This window comes from Actinoplanes italicus (assembly GCF_003001815.1).
GTDB lineage: Bacteria > Actinomycetota > Actinomycetes > Mycobacteriales > Micromonosporaceae > Actinoplanes > Actinoplanes italicus.
On record NZ_PVMZ01000002.1, the window covers coordinates 207,778 to 222,040 of the forward strand.

Genomic DNA, 14,263 nt, shown 5'->3' on the forward strand with positions numbered 1-14,263 from the left:
CTGAAGCAAGTCTCGGAGGTGACGCCACATGAAAGCACCACTGCCCGACAACGAGATCGAGCGGCTGGCCGCACTCTACTCACTCGACATCCTCGACAGCCCGCCGGAGAAGGACTTCGACGACATCGTCGCGCTCGCCGCCGGCGTGTGCGAGACACCGACGGCAGCAGTCAGCCTGGTCGACGCGGACCGTCAGTGGGCCAAGGCCAGCACGGGGGTGGAGCTGGCGGAGACTTCGCGGGACGTGTCGTTCTGCGCCCACGCCATCCTCGGCCGCGACCTGATGGTGGTCCCGGACGCCCGCGAGGACGCCCGGTTCGCCGACAACCCGCTGGTGACGGCCACGAACGGGATCCGCTTCTACGCGGGGGCGCCGCTGCTCACCACCGACGGATTCGCGCTCGGCACGCTGTGCGTGATGGACACCGTGCCACGCCGGCTGGACGTCGAGCAGCAGCAGGCGCTGCGCGCGCTTGCCCGGCAGGTCACCGCCCAGCTGGAACTGCGCCGGTACGCGTTCGCGCTGGCCAACACCACGGCACGGCTGCAGGAGCTGGAACGCCGCAAGGACGATCTGGCCGGGCTGGTCGGCGGGGAGCTACGGTCGTCGCTGCGGCTGATGTCGGCGTATCTGGACCGGCTCGGCGACACCGGTTATCACGACATGGAGATGGCCGATCTGGTCGGCCGGGCCACGGCGGCGCACGTGCGTGGGTTCCGTGAGCTGATCGACCACCTGACCACGATGGCCGACGCCGGGCTGGGCGGGGACAGCCTGCACATGCGGCAGTGCGATCTGACCAGGGTCACCCAGCGGGCGGTGGAGGCGGTCCGGCCGATCGCTGCCAGCAAGCACATCTGGATCCTCAACCAGGCCGGTGGTCCGTCGCTGCCGATTATCGCCGACCCGGTGCGCCTCGAACAGGTGCTGACGCACCTGCTCTTCGCGGCGGTGAAATACACACCGGAGGGCGGCCGGGTCCGGGTGGGTACGGAGATGGAGTCGGGCCCGACGGTACGGCTCGACGACATGGACCTGCCCGACGGAATGCGCCCCGACCTGTTCCCGCATCTGTACTACGGCGCCATCGCGAACCCGGCGGACGTTCCGGGACCGGACCGTGGGCTGGCGGTGGCGAAACGGATCCTCGACGCGCACCACGCCACGGTGGCGCTGTCCGACCGCCCGGGGGACGGCACCTCGCTGCACGTCGTCTTCCCGTACGCGGAGATGTCGCCGTCCGAGCTGATCCGGGACCTGGCGGTCGCCTGAACCGCGGAACCCGCCCCCGATCGGCTGCAGTTCGATCGGGGGCGGGCCGGCCTCAGAGCCGTTCCCGCACGTCGTCCGGCACGACCTGGGACGGCACCGGCGGGGCGACCGCCCGCCCGACGGGACCCCGGTACGGGTCGTCACCGACCGGTGGCCAGGTCTCCACCACGGGAGCCACCGAAGGCTCGGCCGAATACGGCGGCGTGGGCGGAGGTGAGGGTGCCGGCGGAGGTGGGGGTGCCGTGGACCGGGGCGCCAGGCCGGTGCGGTTGAGCTTGTGCCAGCGCAGTCGTCCGCCGGTGAGAGCCGTAGTGGCCGACTGCAGCAGCACGAGGTACATCAGCTGCCGGTAGGCGAATTGCTGCAAAGGCAGCTTGAGCAGCGGCTTGAGCGACTCCCGGTCCATCCGGAACGCGACCGCCGCGGTGAACAGCTGCAGGGCCAGCATGCCGAACCAGGCGGTGACGGTCTCGTGCAGCTCCCAGAAGACCAGGCCGTACACGAGCATGATGTCGACCACCGGGGCGAGCATCGGCAACGCCAGCCCGAACAGCGCCAGGAACGGCAGCCCCACCCGGCCGAACCGTCCGGACGGCCCGGAGTCGAACATCGCCTTGCGGTGCTTCCACATCGCCTGCATGGTCCCGTAGCTCCACCGGTACCGCTGCCGGTAGAGCTGTTCCATCGTGGTCGGCGCCTCGGTCCAGGCCCGGGCGTTCTCCTCGTAGACGACGCGCCAGCCGGCCCGGCAGAACGCCATGGTGACGTCGGTGTCCTCGGCCAGGGTCTCGTCGCTGACGCCGCCGACCTGGTTGAGCGCCTGCCGCCGGAACGCGCCGATCGCGCCCGGGACGGTGGGCATGCAGTTCATCACCTCGTAGAGGCGGCGGTCCAGGTTGAAGCCGATGACGTACTCGATGTGCTGCCAGAGGGCGACCGTGGTCTCCCGGTTGCCGACCTTGACGTTGCCGGCGACCGCGCCGACCGTGGGGTCGGCGAACGGCTGGACCAGCAGGCGCAGCGAGTCCTCCTCGAAGACGGTGTCGCCGTCGACCATGACGATCAGGTCGTGCCGGGCCAGGGCCACACCGGTGTTGAGGGCGTTCGGCTTGCCGCCGTTGGGCACCCGGACCACGCGCACGTTGGGGAGGGCCATCCGTTCGACCAGATCGGCGGTGCCGTCGGTGGACCCGTCATCGACGACGACCACCTCGATCTCGGTGTGGTCGCCGCCGGCCAGCGATCGGACGGCGGCCTCGATGCCCTCCTTCTCGTTGTAGGCGGGCACGATCACCGAGACCGGCTCGGTCACCGGTGGACCCCATGCCCAGTCCGGTCTGCGGCGCTGCCGGGCGTGCCGGGTGGCGAGGACCAGCAGCAGGAGCGTACGGCCGATGGTGAGCGACCCGACCACGAGGAAGAGGGCGCCGATCACGGTGACCAGGCCGTCGGCGAGGCCCACGGTCCAGAGCAGGGCCGTGCCCCGCAACCGGTCGCCGTCCGGCGCCGGCGGGTTGAGTGGCAGCGGCGCCGCCGTCTTCTCCCGGATGCCGAGGTTGAGGCCCTCGGTGACGGTGGTGAAGCGGTAGCCGCGGGCCTTCATCCGCGGGATGAACTCGTCGAGGGCCGCGACGGTCTGCGCGCGGTCGCCACCGGAGTCGTGGAACAGGATGACCGCCGACTGCCCGTCGGGCGGTGTGGCGTTCTCGATGATCTTCTGCGGACCGGGGCGCCGCCAGTCGTTGCTGTCCGTGTCGTTGACCACGACCAGGTAGCCGAGGGCGCCCGCTTCCTTGATCAGTTTCCAGTTGGTCTCGTCGATCGCGGCGTTCTTCGAGGAGTACGGGAACCGGGCCAGGTTGGTCCGTACGCCGGTGGCCTTGGCGATCGCCATCTGGTTCTGGGACAGCTCGAGCTCCCGCCGCCACGGGGCGAGCCGTTGCATGTTCGGGTGGGTGAAGGTGTGCAGGCCGATCTCGTTGCCGTCCTCGACGACCCGCCGGGCCAGGTCCGGATGCCGGGCGACCTGGGATCCGACCATGAAGAAGGTGCCCTGTGCGTCGTGCCTGCGCAGTACCTCGAGCACCTTCGCCGTCCAGGCCGGGTCGGGCCCGTCGTCGAAGGTGAGGGCGATGGTGCGGTCCGGCAGCCGGGTGGTGCTCTCCTGACCGCCGGTCGTGTTGATGATCGGTCCGCCGCGCAGCACGGCGGCCGGCACTCCGGCCTGGTCGCCGACCTCGGTCTCGACGTGATCGCCGGCGAACTCGGCGTTGATGTAGGCCTGGACGATCAGTACGGCCACGAACGACCCGGCGAGCAGGGAGCCGAGGAGCACCCGCGGCCGGGGCAGGATGCGCCGGCGGCCGGCCGGGCGGGCCCGGTGGCCGGGACCGGCGCTCACGGCGCGGCCCGGGTGCTCGGCACGGCCGCGTCCGCGGGGTCGTGGTCGGCGGCCGGCCGCGACGGGGTGGGCGTGTCGGTGGGCGCGGTGGTGACGGTGGTGACCGGGCCGCTGGTCTCCGGTACGGGTCCGCCGCCGCCGGTGCCGCCGCTGTCCGGGTTCTGCACGACCGGCGGCGGGACCGGCTCGACCGGTGTGCCGGAGCCGGGGCCGGGCTCGGGCTCCTGGCTCACGGATCCGGACTCGACCGGTTTGGTGACCGGCCCGGCCGGCGAGCGGGACGGCGACGGACTGGGGCTCGGTGACTTCGTCGTTTTCCCGGATGTCCGCGGTGTCGCGGAGGGGGACGGGCGCGTGCCGGTGGCGTTGCGGTGCGTCGACTCGACGACCGGCCGTGCCGTGGTGGCGCTCGGCGACGGCGGCGGTGTGCGGGTGGGCCGCGGGGCCGGCTCGTCGTCGTCGGACTCCTCGTCGAAGACGGGGAACGGCAGCACGGCGCTCGAGCTGACCGGGCCGCCGGCGAGACTGACGCTGACCAGGCCACCGTAGGCGACCAGGAGGACGCCGAAGGCCAGGGCGACGCCACGGAGGACTCGGCTGCGTCGTCCGGTGGAGTCCACGAACACCGGCGCGGGCTCCGGTACGGCGATCACTTCCGTGTCGGGGAAGTGAGGGTCGACGTTGTGCGGGGTCTTGGGCTCCTGCGAAGTCACGCGGCGAAGCTTAAGAACATTTATTGCGATCTTGGCACAGATCACTCACAAGGGTGACAGGCCGCTGATTACATGAAATGGGACGAAATGGTGGTGCGTCAGGTTTGGCCCGGTGGGGACGGGTGTGCCGGCCCGGTCCGCCATTTCGCTGAGCTGCGGTGCGGTGCGAAAACAAATGAGGTTACGCGGTTTTGCTCGCCAATTTGTTGTCGCATTCCCGACTGTTTTAACGAGCAGATCTCACAAAGAGATAAGGACCTTAAGCGAGATTAGAGCGTATTGTCCGAATCTCTGGGATGGTGGGAGCACCGCCACAATCTCGGGCCGGCACCCGTTGTGCGCGACATCTCCGCTCGTTAAGCTCTTCTTGCGCGCCCCAATCGCCCGCTTCCCCCGTGGCAGGCGATCGGGGCGCGCCCTTTCGTTTTCCGGCGAGTCCGACCGGATCCGGGCGGGCCCGGCTAGATCCAGCGGCCGCCCAGCCACATCCGCACCGACCAATCGTCGTACGGCATGAGCGTGCCCACAAAAACCGGGTAGAAGTAGGCGAAACAAAGCGCAACCAGGACGACGTACGTGGACACGACGACCGTGCCCACCAGTTGCCGGTCGGTCCGCGCCGCGCCGGTCGCCATCCCCTCCGTCGGCGTCATGATCGCCCCGAGGACGTAGACCACCGCGAGGATCAGGAACGGCAGCGCCGGCATCGCGTAGAAGGCGAACATGGTCCGGCCGTCCTTGACCGCGAAGTAGAACCACGGCAGCAGCCCGGCGGCGACCCCGGTCATGATCGCGTAGGCCCGCCAGTCGCGCCGCGCGACGCCGAACCAGGCCAGCGCGCCCAGCGCCGGCAGGAACGACCACCACAGGATCGGCGTGCCGACCAGCAGGATCTCGGCCGCGCAGCTCGCCGCCCCGCAGGTGCCGGCGGACGACCAGTAGAACGCCACCGGCCGCCCGAGCAGCAGCCACTGCCACGGCCACGACTGGTAGGTGTGCTTCTGCGTCAGTCCGGTGTGGAACTTGAACGCTTCCTTGTGGTAGTGGATCAGGTTGAGCAGGTCACCGATGACCGGCGGCTCGCTCCAGCCGTTGTCGGCCCGGTAGTGCCGGTAGTAGCCGTTGTCGGTGACGAACCAGCCGGTCCAGCTGGCCAGGTAGACCACGATCGACAGGACGAAGGTGAGCGCGAGCCAGCCGATGTCGCCGAGGATCCCGGCGATGATCGGGCCGCGGACCCCGGCGGACCGGCGGGCCTGCGAGCGCCAGACGAGGACCAGCGCCGCGAAGAACGGGGCGAAGAACAGGGCACTCCACTTGACACTGCACGCCATCCCGAAGCAGATGCCGGAGACGAGCAGCCACCACGGGATGAACCGGGGGATGTGCGGTGTGGCCGACGGGTCGTATCCGCGCTCCAGCGCCCGCTGCCAGTTGCGCCGGTAGTGGTCGCGGTCGAGCACCAGCGCGGCGAACGTCATCAGGATGAACAGGCCGATGAAGATGTCCAGCAGCGAGGTGCGCGACAGGACCAGCTGGAAACCGTCCAGCGCCATCAGCAGACCCGCGATCCCGGCCAGCACGATCGAGTGGAACAGCCGGTAGGCGACCCGGATCAGGATCATCACCATCAGCGTGCCGGCGACCGCGGTGGAGAACCGCCAGCCCATCTCGGTGTTGCCGTAGATCATCTCGCCGAGCGCGATCAGCCACTTGCCCAGCGGCGGGTGCACCACGTAGGCGGCGCCGTTGGTCTTCTCGTCCCACTCGATGCCGTGCTGCAGCATGTCCCAGGCGTCGGTCGGGTAGTACACCTCGTCGAAGATGTAGCCCTTCGGCTTGTCCACCCCGGCGAACCGCAGGACCCCGGCGACCACCGTGATGATCACGGTGACCAGCCACGAGTACGGGTCGAACCGGCGGTCCAGCGTCGACAGGCGCCGCCGGACCACCGCTGGGAGGACGCGCACGCCCGGGGACGACTCCGCCCCGGTGGGGGAGTCCGCGGTGGTGAGTTCTGTCTCAGCTGTCGCCGCCGTCGTCACCCCGCGATCGTAGGCCCAGGCGCTGAGAACCGACGCCCGCCGTCGGCGCGTCCTGACATGTGATGGACTTTTCCGATGCCTGATGCAGAAGAACCCGGCGGCAGGGTCGTCCTGGCGGGCGCGCCGCTGGGCAACACCGGCGACGCCTCGACCCGGTTGCGCGAGGTCCTGGCCTCGGCGGACGTCGTCGCCGCGGAGGACACCCGGCGCCTGGCCCGGCTCGCCAAGGATCTCGGCGTGACGGTGCGCGGGCGGGTGGTCTCCTACTTCGAGGGCAACGACGAACGGCGTACCCCCGAATTGGTCGAAGCCCTTCGATCCGGTGCCGTCGTCGCCGTGGTGACCGACGGTGGCATGCCGAGTGTCTCCGACCCCGGCTACCGCCTGGTCCGTGCCGCGCTCGACGCTGGATTCCCGGTGACCGCGGCGCCGGGCCCCAGCGCCGTGACCACCGCACTGGCACTGTCCGGCCTGCCCAGCGACCGTTTCGTTTTCGAGGGCTTCCTGCCACGCTCCGGCTCCGGTCGCCGGTCCCGGCTGCGCGAGCTCGCCGCCGAGCCGCGCACGCTGGTCTTCTTCGAGGCCCCGCATCGGATCAAGGGCGCGCTGGAGGATCTGGCGGCGACCTTCGGCGCGGACCGCCCGGCCGCGATCTGCCGGGAGCTGACCAAGACGTACGAGGAGATCCGCCGCGACACCCTGGGCGCTCTGGCCGAGGGCGCGGCCCAGGATCCGCCGCGCGGCGAGATCACGCTGGTGGTGGCTGGTGCGCCGGCCGGTCCGCCGGCCGCGCCCGGCGACGATGAGCTACGGGAGGCGGTGGCCCGGCGCGAGGCCGGCGGGGAGAGCCGCCGGGACGCGATCCAGGCCGTCGCCGACGCCTACGGTCTGCGTAGGCGCGCGGTCTACGCCCTGGTCCATGAAAAGCCCTGACCTTCTAGTACGCGGAGACGAGTTCTAGTACGCGGAGACGAGGAACCCACCGAGCAGGAGCAGCGGCCCGAGGAAACTGGCGATCGTCGCGGACCGCCGGGTCGGCCGGGTCGGCAGCCGCCGTGCGCCGGTGGCCTCCGCGATGCCGTAACCACAGATCAGCACGAGCAGGAAGCCGAGTCCCCAGCGCAGGTGCATGAGCGGCCCGGCCGGTGCGGTGTAGACCTGGCCGCTGTCCGGGCTCACCATCCGGGCCGGGGAGACCGCGCCCGGGTGCCGCCGGTCGCCGTCGATGCCGAGCAGGGTGACCTGCGACACCGTGGAGCCGCCGTCGGCGGTGGCGAACCGTCCGGTGCAGCGCTGGGTCAGCCCGTCGCCCTGGCAGAGCGTCGTCGTCGCGTACCCCCGGTCGCCGTGCCCGACCGCCAGCCAGAACGGCTCCGCGCTGACCCAGCCGAAGAAGGCCGCCACCAGGCTCAGCACGACCAGGCAGAACAGCGCGGTCAGCGGGTTGTGGGCCGGTGGGCGCCGGCGCCTGCCGGGTGGCCGGTCGTGGCCGGCGGCCTCGGCGGCGGCCCGCTGCTCCTCGGTGAGCCAGAACGGCGAGTTCTCCATCCGTTCCAGCCGGGCCTCGACCTCGGGTTCGCCGAGCACCTCGGGCAGCGGCGTGACGCCCGGCCGGGCGACCCGCTCCGGCTCGATGATCATCAGCTCCCCGGCGGTGGCGAGTCGTGATCCGCCCGGGGGCTCGGCGGGTGGCGGTTCGGCCAGGTGCCGGGTGAGGTCACGGACCCCGGCGGCGTGCGCCGCGGCGACGGGCGGGCCGGCGTCGGCCTCGTCCGGGCCGGCCTCCGCGTGCCACCAGGCGTCCTCGGCATCGGACAGGGTCCACGGGTTGCCCTGATCGCTGGGCGTTTCCCCTGGTTGTGGAACGTTTCCGGTCACCTGCCCATTGAACGCCGGAGGCCTGCGGTGAGCACGTCAATGATCGGGCGTGTCGGGACAAATCGGCACAGCGGCGCGGCGGGCGGCAATCCGTTCGCGGGCCGCCGCGAGCGGTCACTACGCTTGTACGTCATGAGTCACGTTCTCGCCGCGGTCGCCTGGCCCTACGCCAACGGCCCGCGCCACATCGGTCATGTCTCCGGCTTCGGGGTGCCCTCCGACGTTTTCAGCCGGTACATGCGGATGGCCGGCCACGACGTGCTCATGGTGTCCGGCACCGACGAGCACGGCACCCCGATCCAGGTGCAGGCCGACGCCGACGGGGTGACCCCGCGGCAGCTCGCCGACCGCTACAACCGGGTGATCGTGGAGGACCTGCACGGCCTGGGCCTGTCCTACGACCTGTTCACCCGCACCACCACCCGCAACCACTACGCCGTCGTGCAGGAGCTGTTCGAGGGGCTGCACCACAACGGCTACATCGTCGCCCGCACCACGCTCGGCGCGATCTCCCCGTCCACCGGCCGCACCCTGCCCGACCGCTACATCGAGGGCACCTGCCCGATCTGCGGTTACGAGGGCGCCCGCGGCGACCAGTGCGACAACTGCGGCAACCAGCTCGACCCGGAGCAGCTGGTCAACCCGCGCTCGCGGATCAACGGCGAAACCCCGCAGTTCGTCGAGACCGAGCACTTCTTCCTCGACCTGCCGGCGTTCGCCGAGGCGATCGGGGCCTGGCTGGACCGCCGGGAGAACTGGCGGCCCAACGTCCTCAAGTTCTCCCGCAACCTGCTCGACGACCTGCAGCCCCGGGCCATCACCCGTGACCTCGAGTGGGGCGTGCCGATCCCGCTGGACGGCTGGCGCGACCGCAACGACAAGCGCATCTACGTCTGGTTCGACGCGGTCATCGGCTACCTGTCGGCGTCCATCGAGTGGGCGCGGCGCACCGGCGACCCGGAGGCGTGGCGGCAGTGGTGGTCGGCCGACGCGCAGGGCAAGGACGCGCTCGGCTACTACTTCATGGGCAAGGACAACATCGTCTTCCACTCGGTGATCTGGCCGGCGTTGCTGCTCGGCTACTCCGGTGAGGGCGACAAGGCGGGCGACGCCGGATCGCTGGGCAGGCTCAACCTGCCGACCGAGGTCGTCTCCAGCGAGTATCTGACGATGGAGGGCAAGAAGTTCTCCTCCTCGCGCCGCGTGGTCATCTACGTGCGCGACTTCCTGGAGCGCTACGACGCCGACGCCCTGCGCTACTTCATCGCGGCCGCCGGACCGGAGTCCAACGACACCGACTTCACCTGGGCCGAGTTCGTCCGGCGCAACAACGACGAGCTGGTCGCCGGCTGGGGCAACCTGGTCAACAGGTCGGTCTCGATGGCCGCGAAGAACTTCGGTGAGATCCCGGCCGCCGGTGAGCTGACCGCCGAGGACCGTGCCGTGCTGGAGGTGTCCAGGGCCGGTTTCGCCACGGTCGGCGAGCTGATCGGCAAGCACCGGCAGAAAGCGGCGATCGGCGAGGCGATGCGGGTCGTGGCCGAGGCCAACAAGTACCTCTCCGAGCAGGCCCCGTGGAAGCTGAAGTCCGACGAGGACAAGCCGCGGCAGGCCACCGTGCTGCACGTGGCGCTGCAGGTGATCAGTGACGCGAACACGCTGCTCACCCCGTTCCTGCCGCACTCCGCGCAGAAGGTGTTCGAGCTGCTCGGCGGCGAGGGCGTGCACGCGCCGATGCCGCGTATCGAGGAGGTCGAGGACCTCGACGGCGGCCCCGGCTACCCGATCCTGACCGGCGACTACACGACCGGCGCCCGCTGGGAGTCGGTGCCGATCACCGCGGGCACTCCGCTGGCCGCCCCGAAACCGGTGTTCCGCAAGCTCGACCCGTCAGTCGTCGAGGAGGAGCTGGCCCGCCTCGGCAACGACGAATCCTGACCGGACCGCACATGCGATGCCCGCCGGGACGGCGTTCCCGGCGGGCATCGGCGTTGTGAGACAACCGTCAGAACTGGTAGGCGATGTCCGCGATGTGATGCTCGGTCAGCTCGTCGACCGGCGCCCACGCCTCGTAGATACCCCGCTCGTAGCACCGGGCGCCGACCGCGTTGACCGTGTCGGCGTCCGGGCGCAGCAGCCGCAGCCGGGCCCACGTCTCGTCACGCTGCAGCACCCAGCACGGCACCCCGCGCCACCGTGCCTGCTCGGCACGCCGCGACAGCGTCTGCACCGGATACCGGGCGGCCCGGGTCAGCGCCCGCACCCGGAACTCACCGGGTGGGTCGGCGACCGCCTCGTACTCGTTGTCGTCGATCCGCCCGACCAGCCGTGCCGAAGCCGTCGCGCTGCACGGCACGTACTCCCGGTCCGGGCTTCCGCCGGGGATCCCGGACAGCAGCCCACGCCATCGCGGCCCGGCCAGCCGCAGCCATCCGTGCTGCTCCGGCTGATACGTGTACAGCACCACCTCGTCGCCGCCCGGCAGGTACGCCAGCAACTGCGCGTTCGCCGACAGCGGCAGGTCCGCGAAACCGGCCGTCACGTACTCCGGGATCAGATCGTCGGTGCTCGGTGTGAACCCGGTGCCGAGCACCATCGCCCCGATCCGTGAATGCGCCGGCAGCGCCGGCAGCCCCGGCTGCGACGGCCCGGCCGGCACCTCGTAGTCGAGCGGGTCCACGGCCCGCCAGCGCAGCGCGAACGTGACATTGTCGTCGGACATGCCGTCGGTGCGCAGCAGCCCCAGCTGCCCCGGCTCGGTCAGGTGGGCGATGTCGCACGAGCGGTAACAGAACCCATACGGCAACCAGCCGCCGAGATGCCCGGCGACCTGCGCGGGAGAGAGAATCTTCGTCATCCGCGTGCCCCGCCGCACCGCCGCGGTCGCCCGGATCCGGCGCATCTCGGCATCGTCCCGGTAAGCGACGGACTGGCTCATCGACTGCACCTGCTGCCAGTCGAGGCCACGACGCAGCGGCGCCATCAGAGGCGGGTCGAGCGGGTCGGTGCCCAGCTCACTGTCCTCACCTGTCACGGTCACGGCCCGCAACCTAAGTGATCCCGGTGGATATCGGATGAACACGAGGTTGCCGGAAATGTCGACGTGCACAATGTCTCACATGCCTTCGTCACCCTCCGGTCAGTCTCCTTCAGACCGCCGCCGCGCCAAGGAGTCCCGCCGAGCAGGCGAGTTCCCGCCGGCCCCGGAACCGCTCGCGGTCCCGGTCTTCGACAGCCACACCCACCTCGACCTCACCGTGCAGGAAGCCGGTGTCCCCGGAGAGGGTGACCCGATCGAGGTGCTGATCGCCGCCGCGGCCAAGAGCGGCGTCGACCGGCTGGTCCAGGTTGGAGTCGACGTCGCCTCGTCCCGCTGGGGCGCCGACCTGGCCGACGCACACGGTCAGGTGCTGGCCGCGGTCGCGCTGCACCCCAACGAGGCGCCGCGTCTCTCCGACCTGGACGAGGCGCTGCGGCAGATCGAGGCACTGGCCGCCCGCCCCCGCGTCCGCGGCGTCGGCGAGACCGGGCTCGACACCTTCCGTACCGGCGAGGACGGCCGCGCCGCGCAGGAGGAGAGCTTCCGTGCCCACATCGCCATCGCCAAGCGCCACGACAAGGCACTGATCATCCACGACCGGGACGCGCACGCCGACGTCCTGCGCGTCCTCGACGACGAGGGCGCCCCCGACCGGGTCGTCCTGCACTGCTTCTCCGGCGACGCGGAATTCGCGGCCGAATGCGTCCGCCGCGGCTACTACCTCAGCTTCGCCGGAACCGTCACCTTCGCCAGCGCCGCGGCCCTCCGCGAGGCAGCCGCTATCACTCCGCCCGGGCAGATGATGGTCGAGACCGACGCTCCGTACCTCACCCCCACCCCCTACCGGGGACGACCCAACGCCTCCTACCTCATCCCGATCACCATGCGGGCCCTCGCCGACGCCTCCGGCACCGACCTCGACACCCTCTGCGCCACCGTCTCCGCGAACGGCACCGAGGTCTTCGGCTCCTGGACCTGAAAACCCCTTCGTGTGTACGACCTGAGCGAACCGTGCGAGGCCGGGTCGTCGGTCGGTGTCCAAGGGCCCGGACCGCTCACCGTAGGCTCTGGCGCATGGCGGAGACACTTCTCGGCCCGGCGGAGATCCGGGACCTGGCCGCGCGCCTGGGCGTGGCGCCGACCAAGAAGCTCGGCCAGAACTTCCTGCACGACCCCAACACCATCCGGCGCATCGTCGCCGCGGCCGCCCTGCGCCCCGGCGACGTCGCCCTGGAGGTCGGCCCCGGCCTCGGTTCCCTCACCCTCGGCCTGGTCGGCGCGGTACGCCACGTGCACGCCGTCGAGATCGACCCCACCCTGGCGGAAGCCCTGCCCGAGACCGTCACCGCGCCGCATCTGACCGTCCACCGGGCCGACGCCCTCAGGATCACCGGCGACCGCTTCGACCCCGCCCCCACCATGCTGGTGGCGAACCTGCCCTACAACGTCGCCGTCCCGGTCGTCCTGCACCTGCTCGCCGAACTGCCCTCCCTCCGCGGCGGTCTCGTCATGGTGCAGAAGGAGGTCGCCGACCGGCTCACCGCCGGACCCGGCTCCAAGGTCTACGGCGTGCCCTCGGTCAAACTCGCCTGGTACGCCGAGGCGAAACCGGCCGGCAAGGTGCCGCCCGCCGTCTTCTGGCCCGTGCCCAACGTGGACTCCGGCCTGGTCGCGTTCACCCTCCGCCAACCACCGGCCGGAGCCACCCGCGCCGATGTGTTCGCGGTCGTCGACGCCGCCTTCGCCCAGCGCCGCAAGACGCTGCGCGCCGCCCTGGCCGGCTGGGCCGGCGGCCCCGGCCGGGCCGAAGCCGTTCTGCGCGCGGCCGGGATCAGCCCGCAGGCCCGCGGCGAGGCCCTCACCGTCGGCGAGTTCGCCGCGATCGCGGCAGCGGCGAAACAGGCGGCTCCCGGCGGTAAGCTCGGCCCGTCCGACGCGCAGCCCGAGGAGACGAACTGATGACGGAGGCGTGGGGACCGGACGACGACGAGCCCCGTCCGCATCGCGGACCGGTCAAGGTCCGCGTCCCGGCGAAGATCAACCTCCACCTCGGGGTCGGCCCCCTGCGGCCCGACGGCTACCACGAGCTGAACACCGTCTACCACGCGATCAGCCTCTTCGACGAGCTCACCGCTCGCCGCGGCGACACCCTCAGCCTCACCATGGAGGGCGAGGGCACCGGCGAACTCGAACTCGACGAGAGCAACCTGATCATCCGCGCCGCCCGGGCCCTCGCCGCCCGCGCCCGCGTCCCCGCCTACGCCCGTCTGCACCTGCGCAAGAGCATCCCGCTCGCTGGTGGCCTGGCCGGCGGCAGCGCCGACGCCGCCGCCACCCTCATCGCCTGCGACCTGCTCTGGGGCCTCGGCATGTCCCGCGACGACCTCGCCGAGGTCGGCGCCCAGCTCGGCTCCGACATCCCGTTCCTGCTGCATGGCGGCACCGCCCTCGGCACCGGCCACGGCGAGGCCGTCAGCCCCATCCTCGCCCGTCCCACCATCTGGCACTGGGCCGTCGCCGTCGCCGACGGCGGACTCTCCACCCCCGCCGTCTACCGCGAACTCGACCGGCTCCGCGCCGCCGACCGGCCCCTGCCGCCCACCCCGCTCGGCAGCCCCGACCAGCTGATGGCCGCCATGCGCCAGCGCGACCCCGAAGTCCTCGGCGCGGCCCTCGGCAACGACCTCCAGGCCGCCGCCCTCTCCCTGCGACCCCAGCTCGCCGACGTGCTCAAAGCCGGCCACGAGGCGGGCGCCATCACCGGACTCGTCTCCGGCTCCGGCCCCACCTGCGTCTTCCTGGCTGCCGACGCCGCACACGCCCAGGAGATCGCCGCCGGCCTCACCGCGTCGAAGACCTGCCGCACGGCGGTCACCGCGCGCGGACCCCAGCCCGGCGCGCGGGTAATCTAGA

Annotated in this window: 11 protein-coding genes; 6 read left to right on the plus strand and 5 right to left on the minus strand. The window is 71.2% G+C overall.

What is annotated here, in order from left to right:
* The first annotated feature begins 28 nt into the window (after positions 1 to 28).
* Entirely contained in the window at positions 29 to 1,273 is a 1,245-nt protein-coding gene (locus CLV67_RS04950; protein WP_106315950.1) for a GAF domain-containing sensor histidine kinase, read from the plus strand.
* Between the two features lie 52 nt (positions 1,274 to 1,325).
* Here CLV67_RS04950 and CLV67_RS04955 read toward each other — a convergent pair whose 3' ends face one another.
* The 3 genes from CLV67_RS04955 to CLV67_RS04965 form a co-directional block, all read right to left on the minus strand.
* Positions 1,326 to 3,674 carry a bifunctional polysaccharide deacetylase/glycosyltransferase family 2 protein gene (locus tag CLV67_RS04955; RefSeq protein WP_106315951.1) on the minus strand — a complete coding sequence of 783 codons (2,349 nt, stop codon included), beginning with the start codon at positions 3,672 to 3,674 and terminating at the stop codon, positions 1,326 to 1,328.
* Entirely contained in the window at positions 3,671 to 4,387 is a 717-nt protein-coding gene (locus CLV67_RS04960; RefSeq protein ID WP_106315952.1) for a hypothetical protein, read from the minus strand. Before CLV67_RS04960 ends, CLV67_RS04955 begins: the two co-directional genes overlap by 4 nt.
* Before the next feature lie 461 nt (positions 4,388 to 4,848).
* Positions 4,849 to 6,432 carry a dolichyl-phosphate-mannose--protein mannosyltransferase gene (locus CLV67_RS04965; protein ID WP_106315953.1) on the minus strand — a complete coding sequence of 528 codons (1,584 nt, stop codon included), beginning with the start codon at positions 6,430 to 6,432 and terminating at the stop codon, positions 4,849 to 4,851.
* A 75-nt stretch (positions 6,433 to 6,507) separates the two neighbouring features.
* Between CLV67_RS04965 and rsmI the strand changes: the two genes are divergently transcribed.
* The gene (gene rsmI, locus CLV67_RS04970; RefSeq protein WP_106315954.1) at positions 6,508 to 7,365 is read left to right on the plus strand and encodes a 16S rRNA (cytidine(1402)-2'-O)-methyltransferase; all 858 of its coding nucleotides are present in this window, start codon (positions 6,508 to 6,510) and stop codon (positions 7,363 to 7,365) included.
* A gap of 24 nt (positions 7,366 to 7,389) precedes the next feature.
* Here the strand turns inward: rsmI and CLV67_RS04975 are convergent, their stop codons facing one another.
* Entirely contained in the window at positions 7,390 to 8,310 is a 921-nt protein-coding gene (locus tag CLV67_RS04975; RefSeq protein ID WP_170153752.1) for a hypothetical protein, read from the minus strand.
* A 132-nt stretch (positions 8,311 to 8,442) separates the two neighbouring features.
* On the opposite strand from CLV67_RS04975, the gene metG reads away from it, so the two are divergent.
* Positions 8,443 to 10,248: a methionine--tRNA ligase gene (gene metG / locus CLV67_RS04980; RefSeq protein ID WP_106315955.1), complete on the plus strand. Its 1,806-nt coding sequence runs from the start codon at positions 8,443 to 8,445 to the stop codon at positions 10,246 to 10,248.
* A 67-nt stretch (positions 10,249 to 10,315) separates the two neighbouring features.
* Here metG and CLV67_RS04985 read toward each other — a convergent pair whose 3' ends face one another.
* A complete protein-coding gene (locus CLV67_RS04985; RefSeq protein ID WP_106316434.1) occupies positions 10,316 to 11,350 on the minus strand; it encodes a hypothetical protein in 1,035 nt (344 codons plus the stop codon).
* 79 nt (positions 11,351 to 11,429) lie between these two features.
* Here CLV67_RS04985 and CLV67_RS04990 point away from each other — a divergent pair, with 79 nt between their 5' ends.
* The 3 genes from CLV67_RS04990 (at position 11,430) to CLV67_RS05000 (ending at position 14,262) form a co-directional block, all read left to right on the plus strand.
* Positions 11,430 to 12,329, plus strand: a complete 900-nt coding sequence (locus tag CLV67_RS04990) for a TatD family hydrolase (protein WP_106316435.1) — start codon at positions 11,430 to 11,432, stop codon at positions 12,327 to 12,329.
* Between the two features lie 95 nt (positions 12,330 to 12,424).
* Positions 12,425 to 13,309, plus strand: coding sequence for a 16S rRNA (adenine(1518)-N(6)/adenine(1519)-N(6))-dimethyltransferase RsmA (gene rsmA / locus CLV67_RS04995; protein WP_106315956.1), 885 nt, complete (start codon positions 12,425 to 12,427; stop codon positions 13,307 to 13,309).
* Entirely contained in the window at positions 13,309 to 14,262 is a 954-nt protein-coding gene (locus CLV67_RS05000; protein ID WP_106315957.1) for a 4-(cytidine 5'-diphospho)-2-C-methyl-D-erythritol kinase, read from the plus strand. The genes rsmA and CLV67_RS05000 overlap by 1 nt, the downstream gene beginning before the upstream one ends.
* Position 14,263 lies beyond the last annotated feature (1 nt).

Excerpts from the sequence above, each read along its gene's own strand:
- CLV67_RS04950 (WP_106315950.1), top strand. The coding sequence starts at position 29 with ATGAAAGCACCACTGCCCGACAACGAGATCGAGCGGCTGGCCGCACTC.
- rsmI (WP_106315954.1), top strand. The coding sequence starts at position 6,508 with ATGCCTGATGCAGAAGAACCCGGCGGCAGGGTCGTCCTGGCGGGCGCG.
- metG (WP_106315955.1), top strand. The coding sequence starts at position 8,443 with ATGAGTCACGTTCTCGCCGCGGTCGCCTGGCCCTACGCCAACGGCCCG.
- CLV67_RS04990 (WP_106316435.1), top strand. The coding sequence starts at position 11,430 with ATGCCTTCGTCACCCTCCGGTCAGTCTCCTTCAGACCGCCGCCGCGCC.
- rsmA (WP_106315956.1), top strand. The coding sequence starts at position 12,425 with ATGGCGGAGACACTTCTCGGCCCGGCGGAGATCCGGGACCTGGCCGCG.
- CLV67_RS05000 (WP_106315957.1), top strand. The coding sequence starts at position 13,309 with ATGACGGAGGCGTGGGGACCGGACGACGACGAGCCCCGTCCGCATCGC.